We start from the raw sequence: 20,291 nt of genomic DNA, 5'->3' as shown, positions 1-20,291 counted from the left end.
AGTATGAATAGCACGAAGCCGCGCAATTGGTACGACTGCTCTTTTCTCCTACTGCCTTACTCCCCTACTCCCCTACTCCCTTATTCCCTTATTCCCCTACTCCCTTATTCCTTCAAGCGTCCCTCTCGGCCTCATCATTGACCGGCCCAGGTTCGACAGGCGTTTCGCTCGCCACATATTTGGGGCCGCCCTTGGCGACGCCGACCATGGCCGGCCGCAGCACGCGCTCGCCGATCGAATAGCCCGGCTGTACGATCTGGACGACGGTGTTGGCCGGCACGTCCGGATTGGGCACCTCGAACATCGCCTGATGGAAATTCGGATCGAACTTCTCGCCTTGCGGCTCGAGCTTCTTCACCCCGTGCCGCTCCAGCGCCGACAGCATGGCGCGCTCGGTGATCTCGACGCCGTCGATCAGCGCCTTGAACCCGGCATCGCCCGATGCCTTGGCCTCGGCCGGAATGGCGTCAAGCGCGCGGCGCAGATTGTCCGACACCGACAGCATGTCACGGGCAAAATTGGCCACCGCATAGGTCCGTGCGTCATGCACGTCGCGCGCGGTGCGGCGGCGCAGGTTTTCCATCTCGGCCGCGACGCGCAGCGCGCGGTCCTTCAGCTCTTCGTTTTCCTTCAGAAGCCGCACCAGCGCTTCATAGTCGCCGTCGATGCTGCCTTCGGCGCGCTCGCCAATGGCCTCGGCCGTTTCGATGTCCTCGGGCGCGCGTTCGTCTTTCGTCTGGTCGCTCATCGCCGTTTCCCGTCATTTCGAATGGTTCGGATTTGTGCCCGATATCGAGGTTTGGCAGCCAAAAATCAAGGGGTAAGCAGTATTGACGGCCACCTGTCGCGCCTTGCCGGTGCGTTGCGAAGGCGTTTCATTTTAATTCAAATTTTACTGTAATCACCGGCTTTGCTTGCCTGAATGTTGCGATGGGGGAACCATTCCCTTGCTGGAGGAGTTTCGGTCTCGACAAAGGATTTTGAGATGATGACCCGCAACAATGGCGACAGGCGCGAAAGTCTCGCTGCCGATATCAGGCGCCAGTTCACCACCGAGGCAACGACCCGCTTCCTGCGCACACTGCCGGCCTTCCGCACCGAGGCCGACATTCCCGACCATTTCAGGGACCTGCTCGACCGGCTGGACGGTGTGGAAGGCAGCCTGGCCGGCGGTGACCGCCGGCAATAGCGCCACGGACGTCTTGCATCGCGCGACATTTACGCACAGTAATTTGGCGTGATCTGCGCCTTGCGGCAGCGGCGGGCTGCGTCTATGCTTCCTGATGAACATGATTTCCCCCGAGGCTGCTGCCAACAGCAGGCGTGCCTGGTTGAAGATTCTAGCGCGCTACAAGAAGCCTGACAGGCGACGCAGCACCCTCGAACTTGCAATCACCCTCATCCCTTTCGTCACGTTATGGGCGCTGTCTTCGGCCGCCTATTCCTATGGCCATTGGTGGGGTTTGATCCTCATCGTCCCGGCGGCGGCCTTTCTGGTGCGGATTTTCATGATCCAGCACGATTGCGGCCACGGCTCCTTCTTCGCCAATCGCTATGCCGACGACTGGATCGGCCGCAGCCTGGGCGTGCTGACGCTGACGCCCTATGATTGCTGGCGCCGCGCCCACGCCACCCATCACGCCAGCGCCGGCAATCTCGACGAGCGCGGCATGGGCGACATCAGGACGCTGACCGTCGCCGAATACCGGCAGATGTCGTGGCGAGGCCGTCTTGGCTATCGTCTCTATCGCCATCCGCTGGTGATGTTCGGCCTTGGGCCGATATGGCTTTTCATTTTTGAGCAGCGGCTGCCGGTCGGCATGATGCGGGGTGGCCTGACGCCCTGGGTGTCATCGATGGCCACCAACCTCGCCATCGCGCTCGCCGCGGCAATCCTCATCTGGTTTGTCGGTCCCGGCGCGTTCCTGGTCGTCCATCTGCCCATCGTCATCCTCGCCGGTTCGGCCGGCGTCTGGCTGTTCTACGTCCAGCACCAATTCGAGGAGACAGAGTGGGCGAAGGATTCCGAATGGGAATTCCAGCATGCGGCGCTGCATGGATCGTCCTACTATGACCTGCCGCCGGTGCTGAACTGGTTCACCGGCAACATCGGCGTTCACCACGTCCATCACCTCTCCGCCAAGGTGCCGTGCTACCGGCTTCCGGAAGTGCTGCGCGACTATCCGGAACTGCGCAACATCGGCCGCGTCACGCTTCTCGACAGCCTGCGCTGCGTCAAGCTGGCGCTGTGGGACGAGAACCGCCGCAAGCTGGTGTCATTCCGCGAAGCGCGGATGGCGATTTAGCACCAATCGGATCGGGCGCAGCGCGAGCCGGATCTGTAACCCCACCGACAGACGATATCCTTCATGAGCGATCTCCGCGTTCTCACAGATGCTTTCATTCCCGAACTGCCGAACCGCTACAACGGCAAGGTACGGGACAATTACGACCTGCCGGACGGGCGACGCATCATTATCGCCACTGACCGCATCAGTGCCTTCGACACCATCCTGACCTCGATCCCGTTCAAGGGAGAAATCCTGACGCAGATCGCCCGGCACTGGTTCGAAGAGACCGCCGATATCTGCCCGAACCATGTGCTTGAATATCCCGACCCCAACGTTGTCGTGGGCACGCGGCTCGAAATCCTGCCGGTCGAAATTGTCGTGCGTGGCTATCTTGCAGGAACCACCAGCACGTCAATTCTGACCAAATACAAGAACGGCGAGCGGCATATGTATGGCACCGTCCTGCCGGACGGATTGCGCGCCCACGAAAAGCTTCGCCAAGCGATCATCACCCCGACCAGCAAGGCTTTTGACGGCGGTCATGATGAACCCCTGTCCGAAGCCGAAATCATCGAGCAAGGGCTTCTCACACCGGCGCAATGGCAGACCGTTTCAAGCTACGCCTTGCAGCTGTTCGCGCGAGGCCAGACGCGCGCTACCGAGCGTGGCCTGATCCTCGCCGACACGAAATACGAGTTCGGCGTCGACAAGGACGGAACGATCGTTCTTGCCGATGAAATTCACACGCCCGACAGCAGCCGCTACTGGATCGCGACGACCTACCAACAGGCGCTCCAGAACGGCACGCGGCCGGACAGTTTTGACAAGGATTTCATTCGGTCGTGGGTCTCGGCCCGCTGCGATCCTTACAAGGAACCGATCCCGAGGATTCCCGACGAGATCATCAACCAGACTTCACGGGTTTACGCGCAGGCCTATGAAGCGATCACCGGCAAGGAATTCGTGCCTGACCTCACTGGCGACACCGTGCTGGATCGCATCCGCGGCAATCTCAAGCGTTACTTCTGACGGATCCGATTTCCCGGCCGATGCGATAGAGCCTCGAAAGCAAAGGGCCGCCGCCGCACCCCATGCGGCGCGGCGGCATTGGCAAAAATCCCGGATCAGGCCGCCTTGCGCTCGTCGCGCAGGATCTCGCCATGGCGGATTTCGGTGCCTAGCACTTTCAGGCATTCGCGCATGAAGGCGGCCAGCCCGGGCCAGCCCTTGGCCGACACCAGATTGCCGTCGACATGGGCGCCGGTTGGCGCGACATCGATGTAGATGCCGCCGGCCAGCGTGACCTCCGGCTCGCAATACTGCAGTGCTGCCACTTGGCGGCCGCGCACGACGCCGTCGACCGCAATCAGGATCTGCACGCCGTGGCAGATGGTGAAGATCGGCTTGCCGGTTTCGTGGAAATGCCGCACCAGCGCCTGGACCCGCTTGTCGATGCGAATGTATTCCGGCCCGCGCCCGCCCGCCGCATAGACGGCATCGTATTCGGCCGGTTTCACCTCGGAAAAGGTCTTGTTGAGGATGTAATCGTGGCCGAGCTTTTCCGTATAGGTCTGGTGACCCTCGAAATCGTGCAGCGACGTCTTGAGGATGTCGCCCGCCTTCTTGTCGGGGCAGACGACATGCACGGTGTGGCCAACCGCATGCATGGCCTGTTCAAAGACGAAAATCTCGTATTCCTCGCTGAACTCACCAACGAGCATCAATATCCTCTTGCCTGCCATTCCGGTTCCTCCCTTGGTGGTCATTTATTTCGGATTACGAAATAATGGACCTATCCTAAGGGCAAGACGGCAAAAGGAAAAGCGTGATTCGCACAATTGGTCTGACCAGATTTTGCGCAATGCAGCTGATGCCGCACCAGAATTCTTCGCGATGGACAAAAGGGGCATGACTGGTTCGACCAGAGACAGGTGACGATCAGGCGGCCTTGATCATGTCGGCCGCCTTTTCGGCAATCATGATCGTCGGCGCATTGGTGTTGCCGCCGATTAAGGTCGGCATCACCGAGGCGTCGACAACACGCAGCCCTTGCAGCCCGCGCACCCTGAGCCACCGCCATCTCGTCGACGCCCATCTTGCAGGTGCCGACCGGGTGATAGATCGTGTCGGCGCGCGCGCGGATATGCGCCATCAGTTCGGCATCGCTGGCAGCGCCGGCGGTGTAGATTTCCTTGTGGCGATACTTCGCCAGCGCCGGCGCCTCCAGGATGCCGCGCATCATGCTGACCCCCTTGAGCAAAAGGTGGCCATCGCGTTCGTCGGAGAGAAAGCGCGGGTCGAGGCGCGGCGGCGCCAGGGGATCTGGCGTCGACAGCCCGACCGTGCCGCGCGAATGCGGCCTGAGCACGCAGACATGGCAGGAAAAGCCATAGCCCATATGCAGCTTGCGGCCGTGATCGTCGACGATAGCAATGCAGAAATGCAGTTGCAGGTCGGGCCGGTCGATCGCCGGATCGGATTTGAGGAAGGCGCCACCTTCCGCATAGGGCGTGGCGATCATGCCGCTGCCGTCCTTGCGCCAGCGCAGCATGTGCCGCAGCAGGCCAGGTGTGCCGCGCAGGCCGATGCCCATCAGGTCGGTCTCCCTGGACGTCCAGGCCAGGATGAAATCGAGATGGTCCTGCAGGTTCTGTCCGACACCGGGCAGTTCGTGGACGAGCGGAACCCCGTGCATGGCAAGTTCGGCCGCCGGGCCGATGCCGGACAACAGCAAAAGCTGCGGCGATCCGAAAGCGCCGCCGCACAGGATCACCTCGCGCCTGGCTTCCGCCACGGCCTCGCTTTTACCCGCGCGGTAGCGCACGCCGGTGGCGCGCTTGCCATCAAGGACGACGCCGGTGGCATGTGCACCGGTGATGACGGTGAGGTTCGGCCGGCTCATCGCCGGATGCAAGTAAGCGGCAGCAGCCGAGCAACGTTCGCCGGCGCGAGCCTCGCCCCAGAACTGCGTGACCTGATAAAGCCCTGCCCCCTCCTGCTCCGGCCCGTTGAAATCATCGTTGCGGCGGATCTGGTTTTCGCCGCAGGCCTCGACAAAGGCCTTGGCGATCGGGCGCGGCTCCTGCTGCTCGCCGACGCGCAACGGCCCGTCGCCGCCATGCAAGGCGTCGGCGCCGCGCTGATTGCCTTCGGCGCGCCGGAAATAGGGCAGCACCTCGTCCCACGACCAGCCGTCGCAGCCGAGACCGGCCCATTCGTCATAGTCGCCGCGATGCCCGCGCGTGTAGAGCATGGCATTGATGGCGCTGGAGCCGCCGAGCGCCTTGCCGCGCGGCTGGTAGCCCTTGCGCCCGCCCAAGCCCTCCTGCGGCACCGTCTGGAAGGCCCAGTTGTTGATCTTCGGCCGGCCCGGCAGCAACGCGATGATGCCTGCCGGCGCGCGGATGAGCAGATCCTTGCCCTCGCCGCCAGCCTCGATGAGGCAGACCGTTTTCGAGGCATCTTCGGAGAGCCTTGCGGCAAGCGTGCAGCCGGCCGAACCGCCACCGGCGATGACGTAATCGTAGCGCATGGTCTCCTCCCTGGCGCCCGGCGGATGTTTCCGTCCGGACGGTCAGAGAAGGCCTGATCGCAGCCGATGTAAAGTCGTGTGGGATTACCGCAACGTCAGCCGGCGCGTTCGCGCCGCCAGGAGTACTTTGGTCCCTTGGGCTCCGGCTCGGCGGTTGGCTGATAGTACAGCGACAGGCCGCCGGTGCGGCCTTCCTCGAGCCGCTTCAAAAGCACCGGATGCGAGACCTCGAACTCGTCGAAGCCGAGCCGCAGCATGTGCGGCAGCTGATCGACGAGAACCTGGCCGAAGGCGCGCACCGCGCCCTCGAAATGGTAGCGGCTGCGCAGCAACTCGCCCTTGGAGAAGGAGCGGCCGTCGCTGAACGCCGGGAAGGCCAGCGCCACCAGCGACAGCTGGTCAAGCAGGTCGGCAATCTTTTCCAGCGGGTCGCCGGGCTGAAGCAGCACCCCGATGCGCTCCTTCGCCGACCGGCGCACCTCCGGATCAAGGCTGAGAAACGCCTGCAGCGGCAGGATGAAGCGACCGTTGCCGGACAGCGCCTCAGCGCTTTCGGCATGCGCCCACTCGTCCTCGCGAAAACCCGTCGGGGTCCAGAGGCGGGTCTCCGGTGTCGTCTGTTCGGTCATCAAATTCCTAAAGCCCCAAAGAATCGAAAGTTTGCTGAAAGTCAGTCCAGACCAAGCCGGCGGCTTCAGGGTGGGGACCGCCGTTTGCAGGCCGGCTGAATACCAACATACCCTAAAGGGAGGCGTCGGTCAGCGACTTCTCCAGCCCCGACAAATGGATGCCGCACTCGGTCTTGGCATGCCCGGCCCAACGGCCGCTGCGCGCATCATCGCCCGGCTGCACCGGCTGAGTGCATGGGAAGCAACCGATCGACAGATAGCCATAGGCGACCAGCGGATTCTCGCGCAGCGCATGCGCGCGCATGTAGTCGGCCTGGTCGGACGTCGTCCAGCGCGCCAGCGGATTGATGCGAATGCGCGAACCGACCGCCTCGAAGATGGGAAGCGATGCCCGTGTCGCTGCCTGGAAGCGCTTGCGGCCGGTGAACCAGGCGCGGAACGGCTCAACGCCGCGCGCCAGCGGCTCGACCTTGCGCACATCGCAGCAGGCGTCGGTGTCGGTTTGGTTCAGATTGCCGGTCGGATCGATACGCGAAAGCGCCGCCTCGTCGGGGGTGATCACGCGGATGTCGGTCAGGCCGAAATCGGCGACGAGCGCGTCGCGGTAACCGAGCGTCTCCTCGAAATGCTTGCCGGTGTCGAGAAAGATCACCGGCAGCGTGCGGTCGATCTTGGCGATCATGTGCAGCAGCACGGCCGAATCGGCGCCGAACGATGAAACGGCGGCGATCTCACCGTGAAAAAGTTCTCTGGCCGACCGCTCGATGATCTCGAGCGGGGTCAGATGACCATAGAGCGCGTCGAGCCCCGCTGCCTGCGCAGCGATGCCTTGCTCGACGTCGACGATCCGGTCAAGCGGCCTTGGTTTCGCCAGCATAGAGCGCCTCCTTGAACGGCGCGGGACCGACACGGCGGTAGGCGTCGATGAATTTTTCTGTGCGATCGAGCCGAAGGCCGAGATAGGTTTCGACGATCTGCTCGATGGCGTCGGTGATTTCTTCCGAACTGAAGCCGCGGCCGATGATCTCGCCGACCGAAGTGTTTTCGTCAGCCGAGCCGCCAAGCGTCACCTGATAGAGCTCGGCGCCCTTCTTCTCCACCCCCAGAATGCCGATATGGCCGACATGGTGGTGGCCGCAGGCATTGATGCAGCCGGAAATCTTCAGCTTCAGTTCGCCGATGTCGCGCTGCCGTTCCAGCGAGGCGAAGCGCAGCGAGATTTCCTGCGCGATCGGGATCGAGCGCGCCGTCGCCAGTGCGCAATAGTCGAGGCCGGGGCAGGAGATGATGTCGGTGATCAGGTTGGAGTTGGCGGTCGCCAGTCCGATATCGACCAGCGCGTCGTAGACCGCCTTGAGGTCGGCGCGCGCCACATGCGGCAGGATCAGGTTCTGCTCATGGCTGACGCGAAGCTCGTCGAAGGAATATTTTTCGGCGATATCGGCGACCGCTTCCATCTGGCTGTCGGAGGCGTCGCCCGGCGCTTCGCCGATGCCCTTGAGCGAGATCGTCACCGCGGCATAATCGGGATGGCGGTGGGTCACCACGTTCTGGTCGAGCCATTCCGAAAAACTCTTGGAGTCGAGCCGGGCCAGCCTGACCGAAGCGTCGCCCTCCGGCCGGTCGCTCAGTGCCGGTGGCGCGAAATAGGCATCGATGGCGCGGATATCGGCTTCGGGCAGCTTCAGCTCGGCGTCCTTCAGCTCCAGCCACTCGGCCTCGACCTGGCGGGTGATTTCCTCGACGCCGGTCTCGTGGACGAGGATCTTGATGCGCGCCTTGTACTTGTTGTCGCGGCGGCCATAGAGGTTGTAAACGCGCAGGATCGCCGTGCAGTAGGACAGAAGGTCCGCCTCAGGCAGAAAATCGCGGATTTTCTTGGCCACCATCGGCGTGCGGCCCTGGCCGCCGCCGACATAGACGGCAAAGCCGAGTTCGCCGGCCGCGTTCTTCTTCAGATGCAGGCCGATATCATGCGTCTGGATAGCGGCGCGGTCGCGCTCCGCACCCGTAACCGCGATCTTGAACTTGCGCGGCAGGAACGAGAATTCCGGATGCACCGACGACCATTGGCGCAGGATTTCCGCATAAGGGCGCGGATCGGCGACCTCGTCGGCGGCAGCACCGGCGAAATGGTCGGCGGTGACATTGCGGATGCAGTTGCCGCTGGTCTGGATGGCGTGCATCTCGACGCTCGCCAGATCGGCCAGGATCGCCGGAATGTCCGACAGCGCCGGCCAGTTGAACTGGATGTTCTGCCGCGTGGTGAAATGGCCGTAGCCCTTGTCGTATTTGCGGGCGATGTGGCCAAGCATGCGCAGCTGTTTGCCGCTCAGCGTGCCGTAGGGCACCGCGATGCGCAGCATGTAGGCGTGCAGTTGCAGGTAGACGCCGTTCATCAGCCGCAGCGGCCGGAACTGGTCCTCGGTGATCTCACCGGCAAGCCGGCGCTCGACCTGGTCGCTGAACTCGGCGACGCGGGCCTGGACAAAATCGTGGTCGAACTCATCGTAACGGTACATGCTTCGTCTTTCCGGGCGCGTCCGCCCGCCTAAATCAATGCTGCGTCTATGCCGCCCGGACGGCTTCCGGACGGGCCTGCTTGCCCAGATCGTTGCGGTTGGTGGGGCCGGCGGCGCGGATCTTTTCGCGCAGCCGTAGCGCCTCGACGATACCGTCCACGACGGTCACGTCGATCAGATTGACGTCGACCACTTCATTGTTGGCATAGGCCGCAGCACCGATCGCCTCCAGCCGGTCCTCGGCCGCCTTGTCATGGGCGAGATCGGCACTGTCGATCGTCTCCGCCCAGCCGCCATTGGCGTACCAGACGGCAATGCCATCGGTGAGGCGGTTTGCGGTCAGAACCTTCATTGTTCAACTCCTTCGCGCGGCACGACATCCGCGCGTTCGTGCCTGTGTGCCGCCAGCGGCTCGGAACGTTCAAAGTTTGCCCCGGCGACCGCGTCGCCGATGATGGTCATCACCGGTCCGGTCAGGTCGGCGCGCGCCTCCAGCGACGGCAGGTCGGCGAGCGTGCCGTGGAAGCGGCGGCGATTTTGCAGGCTGGCATTCTCGACCACGGCAACTGCCGTATCCGGCGACAGACCGGCTTCGATCAGCCGTTCCGCTACCTCGGCAGCGACTGAGCGGCCCATATAGACGGCGACGGTGGCGCCGGAAATGGCGAGCTTGGCCCAATCGGGCAGCGAATTGCCCTTGAGGTCGTGGCCGGTGGTGAACACCATCGACGACGACACGCCACGCAGCGTCAACGGCAGTTCGAAATCGGCGGCGGCGGCGAAGGCCGCGGTGACGCCCGGGACCACATCATAGGCGATGCCGGCATCGCGCAACGCCGCCATCTCCTCGCCGGCGCGGCCGAACACCAGCGGATCGCCCGACTTCAGCCGCACCACTCGCTTGCCGTCGCGGCCGAGTTCGACCAGCAGCGCATTGATTTCTTCCTGGCTCTTGGAATGGCATCCCTTGCGCTTGCCGACAGGCAGGCGCTCGGCGTCGCGGCGGCCCATGGCGACGATCGCCTCCGGCACCAGCGCGTCATAGACGATGACGTCGGCTTCCATCAGCAGACGATGGGCGCGCAGGGTCAGCAGGTCCTCCGCACCGGGACCGGCGCCAACCAGAGCGATATGGCCCGAGGCGGGTGCGTTCGAAAGCAGCAGGCCGACCGCAGCATCATGCGCCTGCGAAAGCTCACCGGCCTCCACAGCACGCGCCGGCGCGCCAGCGAAGAAATCGCCCCAGAAGCGGCGGCGGGCATTGCCTCTCGGCAGCAGCTTTTCGGCAGCACCGCGGAACGAGGCGGCCAAATTTGCCAGCGGTCCGAGCGAGGGCGACAGCATGCGGTCGATGCGGCTGCGCAGCATTTGCGCCAGCACCGGGCCTGCACCCTCGGTGCCGATGGCAATGGCAACCGGCGCGCGGTTGACCAGCGCCGGGGTGAAGAAGTCGCAAAGCTCCGGCCGATCGACGGCGTTGACTGGAATACCCAGCCGACGCGCGTCCTCGGCGATGCGGCGGTCGAGCACCTCATCGCCGCTGGCGGCGAACACCATGACCGCGTCGTCGAGATGCGCGGCATCGTAGGCGGCGGCAATGTGGATCGCGCCGCTTTGTGCGATGAAGGTCAGCAGCTCCGGTTCGGCGTTTTCCGCGATGATCCTTAGCACCGCGCTCGACTGGCCGAGCAGCCGCGCCTTGGCCAGCGCCTCTTCGCCGCCGCCGACGATGGCTACAGCTTCGCCTTCGACCCGCATGAAAACGGGGAAGGCATTGAGCTTGGGCGTTGCCTGCGGCATGACGAGCAGATTCCTGAACAGTTTGGCAGTTTTACGCGCGGGCGTGAAAAACCAGAAGGAACGCACTCGCGCATCGCTTCGCGGGAAGCAATCGCTTTTCTGCAAGGGTCACAGCCAAGAGAAAAATATTCCACATCCGCACGCAGAGCGGATTCAAGCCGCTGTTGCAGGCCTTGTTCTGCGGCGCTTTTAGCGACAAACGGGCCGTGCCACAAAACAGATTTTTCTAAATTCTACCAATTTGGTAGATTAAAGCCGCCGGCCCTAACGCTGCCCGCGAAAGCAGTCAAATCGCTTTGAGATGGGCTGCCGCCGCTTCAGCCTCGCCAGTGGAACATTCCCGCTCCGCCACGCGTTGGGCTTTACCGCAACAATAATCTTCGGCGGCATTTGAACCTTCGAGAAGGAGCGCGCGATGAGCAAGATCAACCTGAAACCTGGCCTTTGGGTCATGGTGGCCGATGGCGAAAAAGCGCTGTTCCTCAAGAACGAGGGCGATGGCCTCTATCCGAACCTGCGGCTCGTGCAGGAGATGAAGCAAGACAATACGGCGACGCGCGAGCAAGGCGGTGACAGTCCCGGCCGCCACAACGATGGCGCTTCAGCGCAGCGCAGCGCCGGCGAGGACACCGACTGGCAGCGGCTGGGCAAGGAACGCTTCGCCGACGAGATTGCCGACCGGCTCTACAAGCTCGCCCACCACGGCATCTTTGACGAGATCGTATTGATCGCGCCGCCCCTGATGCTCGGCACCATGCGCAAGAAGCTGCACAAGGAAGTCAGCGACAAGGTGCAGGCCGAAATTTCCAAGACATTGACCAATCATGCCGTGATCGACATCGAAACCATGCTGCAGGCAGCCTGAAATCCAGTCTGGCTCCGACATTCACCCGTTCGGCGCGTGCAGCGATTGTGCTGCGCGCGCCTTTCGCTTTCAGCGTCACGCGCCACCAAACTCCGCCCTGCGGTTTGCGTCGCCGACACGCTCTCCCCAGATCGAGTTGATCATGCCACGAATGCAGAGCCGCCATTTTGCGCCACACTGCTGAGATACTTTGCCGGCGGCTTGCCGAGCGCCTTCTTGAACATGGTGATGAAGGCCGTGACGGAGTCATAGCCGAGATCGCCTGAAACCTGCTGCACGCTCGCACCGGAGGCCAACTCCCGTATGGCGACGATCAGGTGCAGTTGCTGGCGCCAGCGGCCAAAACTCAAGCCGGTCTCCTTCACCACGAGACGGGCGAGACTGCTTTCGCTGAGCGCGACGCGGTCGGCCCATTCGGCCAGAGTGCTGCGGTCGGCAGGATCTTGCGCCAACGCTTCGGCGATCCGCCGCAAGCGCGGCTCGGGCGAGATCGGCAGATGTAGCTGTTGGACAGGCATGCGCGGCAGTTCGGTGAGCAGGACCCTGGTCAACAGCTCTCCCCTCGCCTCTTCATCCTCCACGCGATCGGACAGTTCGATGATCAGTTCGCGCAGCAGCGGCGAGATCGAAAGCGTGCAGCACCGGTCCGGCAGATCGGCGGCTCCCGGTTCGATGTAGACGAAGAAAATCCGGGCATTGGCGGTCGCGATATTGCTGTGCTCCATGCCGCCGGGAATCCACACCCCACAATGCGGCGGCACCATCCACCAGCCACTGGGAACGCGACAGGTTACCCCGCCGCCCAGCGCGAAGACCAGTTGGCCTTTGCGGTGCCAATGGTCGGGCACCTCCGCTCTGGTCTCGGGAACATCAACGCGCACGGCAATCGCAGGGGCGGAATGGTCATCGACATCGAAGTCGAGCCAAGGATAGCGGAGCGGTTGTTTCATGACTGACTGTTTTTAGCGACTATTCGCCATGATAGCTAAATTTTTTAATCGGGGAAGTCGATAGGATCCGGTGCGTCCACAAACCGGCAGGAAGGAACGACAACCATGCTCGCCCTCGTCATGTCTTCGGACAGCACCACCGGACTGAGGCTCGCCGAAGTCGAGGAGCCTCAACCCCTCGCGAGCGAAGCGCTTGTTTCGGTCCACGCAACCTCGTTGAATCGCGGTGAACTGCGCCTCCTCGCCATCCGCCCGGACGGCTGGTTACCCGGCCAGGACATCGCTGGGATTGTCGAACGGGCAGCAGCCGATGGCTCCGGGCCAGCGGTCGGTGCCCGGGTTGTGGCTTTGGTCGACGAGGCCGGTTGGGCCGAACGGGTCGCCGTTCCAACCGATCGTCTCGCCGTCCTGCCGGATGAGGTTAGCTATGCCTCCGCAGCCACGCTCCCCGTGGCGGGCACGACCGCACTGAGGACTTTGCGCCATGGCGGCGATCTCGCGGGACAGCAGGTGCTGGTCACGGGCGCCAGCGGTGCGGTCGGCCGCCTCCAGATCCAGATCGCCCGCGAGCAAGGCGCCTCGGTGACGGCAATAGCCGCCGCCCGGCATGCCGAGGATTTGCGCAACCTTGGGGCCGGCCAGGTTGTCGGGTCGATCGAGCTGGCCAGTGGGCCATTCTCGCTGATCACCGAGTCGGTTGGCGGCCAAAGCCTCGCACACGCGATCGAGCGCGTCGCACCTGGCGGGACCATAGTCATGTTCGGTTCGAGCAGCGGCGAACTCACGCCCGTCGGGTTCCGCCAGTTCGTTCCCGGTCACGAGGGAGCGAGGCTTCAGACCTTCGCCTACTACACGTCCGGTTCCGGCATTGGCGCGGACATCGCCTCGCTGCTCGCTCTGGTCGCGGCGGGTCGGCTGGACACCCGCCTGTCCCTAACCCTGCCGTGGACAGACATCGCTCAGGCCCTGGGCGCACTGCGACAACGCAGCTTCAGCGGCAAGGCTGTTCTCACCATAGGCGGATGAGCAGTCCTTAGCCTGAAGTCAGCCGCTCACACGTGCTGGCCGCCATTGATGTGGATTTCCGAACCCGTCACATAGGACGCTTGCTGCGAGCACAGGAAGAAGATGATGTCGGCGACTTCGGCCGTGGTGCCCAGCCGTCGCAGCGGGATCGTCTCGACGATCTTGTCGGTGCCCGGCGACAGGATCGCGGTATCGATTTCGCCCGGTGCTATGGCGTTGACGCGGATGCCGTGCGGGCCAAAATCATGCGCCATTTCGCGCGTCAGCGAGCCGAGTGCTGCCTTCGAGGTCGCATAGGCCGTGCCGGCGAAGGGATGCACACGGGTGCCGGCGATCGAGGTGACGTTGACGATTGATCCTTTCGCTGCGGCAAGCTCCTTGAAGAGGCCACGCGCGAGCATGATCGGCGCAAAAAAATTCACCTGGAACACGTCGCGCCAGACATGCATCGGCGTGTCGATCGAGTTCATGCGGCTGTTGCCGTCCTTGAGCTTCGGCGAAATGCCGGCATTGTTGACCAGCGCATGCAGTTGGCCGCCATGCGCTTCCAGCCGGCGGCGGATTTCCGAGACGGCGATGCCGACATCCTCCTGATCGGCGAGATCGACCTTGATATGGTCTTCCGGACCGGCCGGCCACGGACAATCCTCGGCAAAGGCCTGGCGCGAACAGGTGATGACCCGCCAGCCCTCGCGCGAAAAGCGCTTGACCGTGGCATGGCCGATGCCGCGGCTGGCGCCGGTCAGCACGATGGTTTTTCTGGTGTCGGTCTCGGCCATGTCGCTGTCTCCAGCCGGACATGTAGCGGAAGGCGATTGCGGTGGCGAGGGGTCGCTTAGCCGCCGCCGAGAATGTCGAGGATGGAGGTCTTCCGCTTCTTGGTCGGGCCGCCGACGCTGCCGGGCGGCACCGGGTGCTTGATCGAGGCGGTGGTGCCGCCGTCGCCGGGCATGTCGAAGCCGTCGGCATCGACCGTTTCGGCAGGCCGCGGCGCGCGCGTCGGCGCTGGCGCCTGGGCGACAGGCACAGCCGCCCGTGGCGCCGGTGCTGACTGGCCGACGGACGCCGGCGGCACCGGTGCCGGCTGTGCCGTACCCGATGACGGTATTTCGTCCTGCACGATCGTGTCGGCCGGCGTCGACTTCCAGGTTCCGGGCAACGGCCGCACCGGCACGCCCTCGTGTGCTGCGACCATGAACTCATGCCAGGCCTGCGCCGGCAGCGCGCCGCCGGTGACCTTCTTCATCGGGCTGCCGTCATCATTGCCGAACCACACACCGGTGGTGAGATTGGCGGTGTAGCCGACGAACCAGGCGTCGCGCGAATTCTGGCTGGTGCCGGTCTTGCCGGCGGCCGGCCAGGCAAAAGCCGCCTTCTTGGCCGTGCCGGTCTCGACCGTGCCGGTCATCATCGAATTCATCATGCCGACGATCTCGGTCTTGACGACGCGAGGTGCGCTGCCGCCATTGTCGTCAAACAGCACCTTGCCGTCGGTGGTCGTCACTCGCCGGATGAAATGGATGTCCGGTCTGTAGCCGCCATTGGCGAAGGGAACATAGGCTGAGGTCAATTCCAGCGGCGTCACCTCGGAGGTGCCGAGCGCAATCGAGGTGTTGGCAATCAGGTCGGACTGGATGCCCATGCGGTGCGCCGCCTCGACCACCGCGTCGGGCCCGACCTCCATGGTCAGCTGTGCCGCGACCGAGTTCAGCGATTTCGCCAAAGCGGTCGCCAGCGTCACCTTGCCGAAATACTTGCCGCCGTAATTGTCCGGCGTCCACTTGCCGATCTTGATCGGCGCGTCGTTGCGCATGCTGTCTGGCGTGCGTCCAGCTTCCAGGGCCGCCATGTAGACGAACGGCTTGAAGGCCGAGCCTGGCTGGCGACGGGCTTCCGAGGCGCGGTCGAACTGGCTGGTCGAATAATCATAGCCGCCGACCATGGCGCGCACGGCGCCGGAATTGTCGATCGACACCAGCGCGCCCTGGCTGACATTGAGTTTCTTGCCGCTCTCGTCGATCAGCCGGCGGATCGATTGTTCGGCGAGCTTCTGCAGGTTCAGGTCGACGGTGGTGTTGACGACGATGTCGCCCCGCACGTCGCCGATCAGGTCGGGCAATTCTTCCATGATGGTGTCGGCGACATAGTTTTCCGAACCGGTCCAGTAGGACGGCGAACGCGTCGCCGGCGCGCTCATCGCAAAGGCCAGTTCCTTGGCGCTGATCTTGCCCTCGTCGCGCATGGCGGCCAGCACCAGCTGCGAGCGCTCCTCGGCCGCCTTCGGGTCACGCGCCGGCGACAGCCGCGACGGCGCCTTCAACAGGCCGGCCAGAAGCGCTGCTTCCGACAGCGTGACATCGCGCGCGCTCTTGCCGAAATAGCGGCGCGAAGCCGCCTCGACGCCATAGGCGCCGGAACCGAAATAGACCCGGTTGAGGTACATTTCGAGAATCTGGTCCTTGGTGTGCTTGTGCTCCAGCCACAGCGCCAAAAGCACTTCCTGCACCTTGCGTTCCAGCGTGCGATCCGGCTTCAGGAACAGGTTCTTGGCCAGCTGCTGGGTCAGCGTCGAGCCGCCCTGCGAAAAATGCCGGCCGAGAACATTGGTCACCATGGCGCGCGAAAGACCGATCGGGTCGATGCCGAAATGCGAATAGAAACGGCGGTCCTCGATGGCGATGACGGCCTCGGGGATGTAGGGCGACATTTCGTGCAGGCCGACGGCCTCGCCGCCGCTCATGCCGCGATTGGCGAGCAACTGGCCATCAACGGAAACGATCTTGATGTTGGGGGCACGGTCGGGGATCGACCAGGTGGTGGCCGCGGGCATTTTGGCGCCGTAATAGACGACGATGCCGGCCACCGCGATGCCACCCCAGATGGCCATCACGAAGCACCAGTAGAACAATCGGGCAAGCACCCCGAACAGGCCGCGCCGGCTTCTGCCGCGACCCCGGCGCGACGATTTCGCCCTGGCCGACTTGCGTCCTGAGGAGGACTTGCGATTGCTCGGCACGACGCGATCCTCCTCGCTCACCGAAAAACCGGCCGGAGATTTCGCCCGTGGCGTTCCCTCGAAGCTGGGTTCGATGCGGCTGTCTTTGCGGTTCGCCATGCCCTGCGCTGTCTGTCCCGATGCCTATGGCGTTCGGGTTGAAGAGTAGATGCGGCAGTTTAAAGGCGCGTTAAGTCGGAAAATTCAAAGCGTTTGATAATCAAATGCTTGGCAGACTACCCCGTTGCCGCTCTGTTCGAGGCACCTGATTTTGGCGCCAGCGAACGGTCGTAGGCTCAAGACAGAACAAATCAGAAGCCGTAGCATTTTGTCCGGGCGCAAAGCCCTCGACCACTGCCAGCCGCCGCGCGGACTTTGGCAGGCAGTCGCAAGTATGGCCCTCGTTAGAGCGTGATCAGCAGACTGTTGCCTGCCGTGCATTCGACCGCGCTCTAACCATCTCGTCACCAAGCAATCACTTGGTGGAACATGCATCAGCCAATCGCCGCACGAACGGAAAGCGCTGCCCTGGAGGATTGCATTACCTCGCCGACATGGCAGTAGCAGACAATCTCGTGCAGTTGGTGGTCGGTCAGCTCGAAGAAGCGCTTGGCTTCGCCATAATTGTCGTCTTTCAGACCCTCATCGTGCAAAATGGGGTCCGTGAAGGCAACCGATATCGGCGAGCCGTCGCCTCGCATGACATCGCGCTCGGGCGGCGCACGGTATTCGGTCCCGGCGAGCGCGGTCAGGAGCCGGCTGGGCTCACGTTCAAGAAGCTCGGCCCAACGCACGAGACGCTGGGTTCGGCTCATTACCGGCTGTGTGTTGACCTCGGCCACTGCATGCAGTTGGTCCAGTGTTTGGTACTTCATGGCAACCTCCTGATAGTTAGGTTGGTTGGCCCCAAACGCCCTATGCCGGTATCATAACGCCGAAGCGTCGATCCGTCATTCTGATTCCATGCCGGGTTGGCCTTTCTTCCGGCGCTACGACGATGCAATGGCCCTGCCTTGCCGGCAATTTTCAACTTCACCGAGTGCCACGCTGCCAGCATTGTGAGTGGCCGCGCGAGCGGGAGCAATGGCGTCAGACGGTCGGCCGGGCACAAGCCGGCTAGTCGCACTGGCTGATGGTTTTACAATCGAACCGTAACCCATTGAAATCAAACAAGCGCGTTTTGCGGGCCTGGCCGAACAGCATCAGATCGGCTCGAACGCCACATCCGGCGCATCGGCGCCACTCGCCTGCCGCAACAGGGCGCCGAGCGGTTCGCGCCTGTCGACCTGCGGCTGCTTCCACCGCGAAGCGTTGCCCACATGCAGCCAACCGTCGATCTCCTTGAAGAAGCCATCATAGAGGCTGCGGCCGGCTCCGAAGCGGTGCCATTTCCTTTTCGCAAAGCGGACCTGGCCCGGATCGGCCGGGCGATAGAGCAGCGGCCAGTTGCCGCCGCCGGCATCCATGTGGAATTTGCCGCTTGGCGCGAAATCCAGGCGCTGCCGCAGCACGCTCCCGTCAAAGAAACAGAAGCCCGGCCACAGAAACCAACCGCCCGGCGTCGGCGTATCGCGGCGCGGATAGCCGTAGAGGATTTTGCCCTGCATCCGCTCGCGAATGGAGAACGCCTCGGTGGGAAAGATATCGTGGTCGATGAAGCCGAACCGCAGCGGCCTGACCTTTCTCACGAAATTGCGCATGATCCAGTTCAGCGCCAGGCCATGCGAGGCGCTGACATACAGTTTGTTTCTGGGCAGGCCGACATAGGGGACACGCTGTCGCTGGCATAGATCGGCGATCGCGAGCCTGGCCTCGTCATTGCTGCTGTTGTCGAAAACGATGTAGCCGTCGCGCTCGGCCAGGTGCCGGCGCGCCAGATAGATCTGCCATTCGATCACGTCTGGCCGGTTGAACGCCACCGTGGCGACCATGGTATCCGCGAATGAGGCCTCACGGTCATGCAGTGCGCTGGACGCTGGCGGCTTTCTCAAGAAACGAAACACCCGCAGCCGGTCGCGAATGGCGTTCATGAACCTGGGCTGAGGGTTGAACCTCAGCCATTCCTCGACGGACATCTTGATCTCGTCGTCGTCCGGCCCTGTCTCGTCGTCGAGGATCAGATCACGCTCCGCAGCATGCGCTCAGTTCTGCTGGATCGAAATGCCCTTGTCGTCGATCTTGAGTTCCACGCCTTTTGGCTTGGTTTCCTCGCGATAGACGTAGATGCCGAGGGCAATGACCACGACAACGAGCGCGCCAATGAGGAGATAGAGTGTGTTCTGTTTCATGGCGCGCTCCCTGCGATATCGAGCCTCACGCTCGTTTCAAGATCTTGACCAGCAGTAGCAGGATGACGGCACCGATCGTGGCGTTGATGATGGAGCCGAGAATGCCGCCGCCGATGGCGAAGCCGAGCCTTGGGAAAAGCCAGCCGGCGATGAACGCACCGACGATGCCGACGATGATGTTGCCGATCAGGCCGAAACCGAAGCCCGAGACGATGAGGCCGGCGAGCCAGCCGGCAATGGCGCCGATGATGATGAAGACGAGAAGGCTTTCGATACCCATAGCGAGGTCCTCCGCAAGGATGAGGCGACGACGGAGCGGAAGGCCCCGAATCGGCCCCGATTCAACGGCTTCAGGCTAGAGCAATTCCAGGAAAAGTGTGAAACGGTTTTCCCGGGAAAAACGCGCAGCGTTTTCCCTTGCGGAATTGCGTCAAAATAAAAAGATAAAAGCGGCTGGTCCCGCCAGCGGCGGCGTCACTCGTCGTCATCGTCACCAGTGGCAGGCCGCCAGCTGGTCGGCTCGACCTTCTTCTGCGTATGGCTGTCGACATAGACCCACCAGCCATCGTCGCGATATTGCGCGGGAGATTCGTTGATCACGCCGTCGCTGTCTTTCCATTGGACAGTGATCTTGGAGCCGTCCATTGGCGCGGTGKAGATCGGTTTGCGGTCAGCCATGTCCATCCCCTCATTGAGCCGAAAGAACGCAGCTTGAAGCGTCCTGGTTCCCGCCAAAGCCATCAGCTATGGGCGAAAATGTCTTCCTCGCCCCAGCCCAGCAGGTCGAGCTTGGCACGCGTCGGCAGGAAGCGGAAGCAGGCGTCGGCTTCCTTGGTCCGGTTCTCGCGCGCCAGCCGCCCGGCCAGCACATCGCGCAGCCGGTGCAGATAGAGCACGTCGGATGCGGCATATTCGAGCTGTTCGGGTGACAGTGTCTCGGCCGCCCAATCCGACGATTGTTGCACCTTGGACAGGCTGACGCCCAACAGTTCGTTGCAGATATCCTTCAGCCCGTGCCGATCGGTGTAGGTGCGGGTCAGCCGCGAGGCGATCTTGGTGCAGAACACCGGTTCGGCCATGACGCCGAAGGCGTTGTAGAGCACGGCGATGTCGAAACGGCCGAAATGGAACAGCTTGGTGATGCCGCGATTCCTGAGCAGGCTGACAAGGTTCGGCGCCTTCTTCTGGCCGGGTGCGATCTGGATGACGTCGGCCGTGCCGTCACCGGGCGAGATCTGCACCACGCAGAGCCGGTCGCGATGCGGGTTCAGCCCCAGCGTCTCGGTGTCGATGGCCACCGCCCCGACATTGTAGTGCGAGAGGTCGGGCAGGTCGTTTTTATGAAAGCGGATATCGCTCATCGTCTTCTCCGGTCACGGCGCTACCCGTCCTC

At 63.1% G+C, this 20,291-nt stretch carries 21 protein-coding genes and 1 pseudogene; 5 read left to right on the top strand and 17 right to left on the bottom strand.

The window, feature by feature from the left end:
- Positions 1–112: 112 nt before the first annotated feature.
- Positions 113–748, bottom strand: a complete 636-nt coding sequence (grpE, locus tag AC1DXN_RS22975) for a nucleotide exchange factor GrpE (protein WP_477249225.1) — start codon at positions 746–748, stop codon at positions 113–115.
- A 237-nt stretch (positions 749–985) separates the two neighbouring features.
- Between grpE and AC1DXN_RS22970 the strand changes: the two genes are divergently transcribed.
- The 3 genes from AC1DXN_RS22970 (at position 986) to AC1DXN_RS22960 (ending at position 3,320) form a co-directional block, all read left to right on the top strand.
- A complete protein-coding gene (locus AC1DXN_RS22970) occupies positions 986–1,189 on the top strand; it encodes a hypothetical protein (protein WP_477249227.1) in 204 nt (67 codons plus the stop codon).
- 94 nt (positions 1,190–1,283) lie between these two features.
- Positions 1,284–2,306 carry a fatty acid desaturase gene (locus AC1DXN_RS22965; protein ID WP_477249229.1) on the top strand — a complete coding sequence of 341 codons (1,023 nt, stop codon included), beginning with the start codon at positions 1,284–1,286 and terminating at the stop codon, positions 2,304–2,306.
- 63 nt (positions 2,307–2,369) lie between these two features.
- Complete coding sequence (locus AC1DXN_RS22960; RefSeq protein WP_477271322.1) at positions 2,370–3,320, top strand: phosphoribosylaminoimidazolesuccinocarboxamide synthase; 951 nt, start codon at positions 2,370–2,372, stop codon at positions 3,318–3,320.
- A gap of 95 nt (positions 3,321–3,415) precedes the next feature.
- On the opposite strand, the gene AC1DXN_RS22955 is transcribed toward AC1DXN_RS22960, so the two are convergent.
- The 7 genes and pseudogenes from AC1DXN_RS22955 to cysG form a co-directional block, all read right to left on the bottom strand.
- The gene (locus AC1DXN_RS22955) at positions 3,416–4,033 is read right to left on the bottom strand and encodes a DJ-1/PfpI family protein (RefSeq protein ID WP_477249232.1); all 618 of its coding nucleotides are present in this window, start codon (positions 4,031–4,033) and stop codon (positions 3,416–3,418) included.
- A 196-nt stretch (positions 4,034–4,229) separates the two neighbouring features.
- A pseudogene (locus AC1DXN_RS22950) lies at positions 4,230–5,823 on the bottom strand (GMC family oxidoreductase).
- A gap of 95 nt (positions 5,824–5,918) precedes the next feature.
- On the bottom strand, positions 5,919–6,452 hold the full coding sequence (locus AC1DXN_RS22945; protein WP_477271320.1) for a DUF934 domain-containing protein: 534 nt from the start codon (positions 6,450–6,452) through the stop codon (positions 5,919–5,921).
- Between the two features lie 112 nt (positions 6,453–6,564).
- Positions 6,565–7,329: a phosphoadenylyl-sulfate reductase gene (locus tag AC1DXN_RS22940; RefSeq protein WP_477249238.1), complete on the bottom strand. Its 765-nt coding sequence runs from the start codon at positions 7,327–7,329 to the stop codon at positions 6,565–6,567.
- On the bottom strand, positions 7,304–8,974 hold the full coding sequence (locus AC1DXN_RS22935; protein WP_477271318.1) for a nitrite/sulfite reductase: 1,671 nt from the start codon (positions 8,972–8,974) through the stop codon (positions 7,304–7,306). Before AC1DXN_RS22935 ends, AC1DXN_RS22940 begins: the two co-directional genes overlap by 26 nt.
- Before the next feature lie 46 nt (positions 8,975–9,020).
- Positions 9,021–9,326: a DUF2849 domain-containing protein gene (locus tag AC1DXN_RS22930; RefSeq protein WP_477271316.1), complete on the bottom strand. Its 306-nt coding sequence runs from the start codon at positions 9,324–9,326 to the stop codon at positions 9,021–9,023.
- Entirely contained in the window at positions 9,323–10,774 is a 1,452-nt protein-coding gene (gene cysG / locus AC1DXN_RS22925; RefSeq protein WP_477271315.1) for a siroheme synthase CysG, read from the bottom strand. Before cysG ends, AC1DXN_RS22930 begins: the two co-directional genes overlap by 4 nt.
- Before the next feature lie 415 nt (positions 10,775–11,189).
- Here cysG and AC1DXN_RS22920 point away from each other — a divergent pair, with 415 nt between their 5' ends.
- Positions 11,190–11,639, top strand: a complete 450-nt coding sequence (locus tag AC1DXN_RS22920) for a baeRF12 domain-containing protein (RefSeq protein WP_477271313.1) — start codon at positions 11,190–11,192, stop codon at positions 11,637–11,639.
- Positions 11,640–11,779: 140 nt separating this feature from the next.
- Here the strand turns inward: AC1DXN_RS22920 and AC1DXN_RS22915 are convergent, their stop codons facing one another.
- Positions 11,780–12,589 carry an AraC family transcriptional regulator gene (locus AC1DXN_RS22915; protein WP_477271311.1) on the bottom strand — a complete coding sequence of 270 codons (810 nt, stop codon included), beginning with the start codon at positions 12,587–12,589 and terminating at the stop codon, positions 11,780–11,782.
- A 105-nt stretch (positions 12,590–12,694) separates the two neighbouring features.
- Here AC1DXN_RS22915 and AC1DXN_RS22910 point away from each other — a divergent pair, with 105 nt between their 5' ends.
- Positions 12,695–13,615, top strand: a complete 921-nt coding sequence (locus tag AC1DXN_RS22910; RefSeq protein ID WP_477271309.1) for a zinc-binding dehydrogenase — start codon at positions 12,695–12,697, stop codon at positions 13,613–13,615.
- 26 nt (positions 13,616–13,641) lie between these two features.
- Here AC1DXN_RS22910 and AC1DXN_RS22905 read toward each other — a convergent pair whose 3' ends face one another.
- The 8 genes from AC1DXN_RS22905 to AC1DXN_RS22870 form a co-directional block, all read right to left on the bottom strand.
- Positions 13,642–14,394: an SDR family NAD(P)-dependent oxidoreductase gene (locus tag AC1DXN_RS22905; protein WP_477271307.1), complete on the bottom strand. Its 753-nt coding sequence runs from the start codon at positions 14,392–14,394 to the stop codon at positions 13,642–13,644.
- 56 nt (positions 14,395–14,450) lie between these two features.
- Positions 14,451–16,730: a transglycosylase domain-containing protein gene (locus AC1DXN_RS22900; RefSeq protein WP_477271305.1), complete on the bottom strand. Its 2,280-nt coding sequence runs from the start codon at positions 16,728–16,730 to the stop codon at positions 14,451–14,453.
- A gap of 374 nt (positions 16,731–17,104) precedes the next feature.
- Positions 17,105–17,485, bottom strand: a complete 381-nt coding sequence (locus AC1DXN_RS22895) for a hypothetical protein (RefSeq protein WP_477271303.1) — start codon at positions 17,483–17,485, stop codon at positions 17,105–17,107.
- A 327-nt stretch (positions 17,486–17,812) separates the two neighbouring features.
- Positions 17,813–18,685, bottom strand: coding sequence for a hypothetical protein (locus AC1DXN_RS22890; RefSeq protein WP_477271301.1), 873 nt, complete (start codon positions 18,683–18,685; stop codon positions 17,813–17,815).
- 66 nt (positions 18,686–18,751) lie between these two features.
- On the bottom strand, positions 18,752–18,898 hold the full coding sequence (locus AC1DXN_RS22885; protein ID WP_477271299.1) for a hypothetical protein: 147 nt from the start codon (positions 18,896–18,898) through the stop codon (positions 18,752–18,754).
- 25 nt (positions 18,899–18,923) lie between these two features.
- Positions 18,924–19,178 (bottom strand): GlsB/YeaQ/YmgE family stress response membrane protein, encoded by a 255-nt coding sequence (locus tag AC1DXN_RS22880; RefSeq protein WP_477271297.1) that lies wholly within the window; start codon positions 19,176–19,178, stop codon positions 18,924–18,926.
- Between the two features lie 194 nt (positions 19,179–19,372).
- A complete protein-coding gene (locus AC1DXN_RS22875) occupies positions 19,373–19,576 on the bottom strand; it encodes a hypothetical protein (RefSeq protein ID WP_477421670.1) in 204 nt (67 codons plus the stop codon).
- Between the two features lie 62 nt (positions 19,577–19,638).
- Positions 19,639–20,259, bottom strand: a complete 621-nt coding sequence (locus AC1DXN_RS22870; RefSeq protein WP_477271293.1) for a ribonuclease D — start codon at positions 20,257–20,259, stop codon at positions 19,639–19,641.
- Between the last annotated feature and the right edge of the window lie 32 nt (positions 20,260–20,291).

The organism is Mesorhizobium sp. P2_H9, from assembly GCF_056403215.1.
Note: the sequence above shows the minus strand (reverse complement) of the source record. Positions and strands in the feature narration are given on the sequence as shown.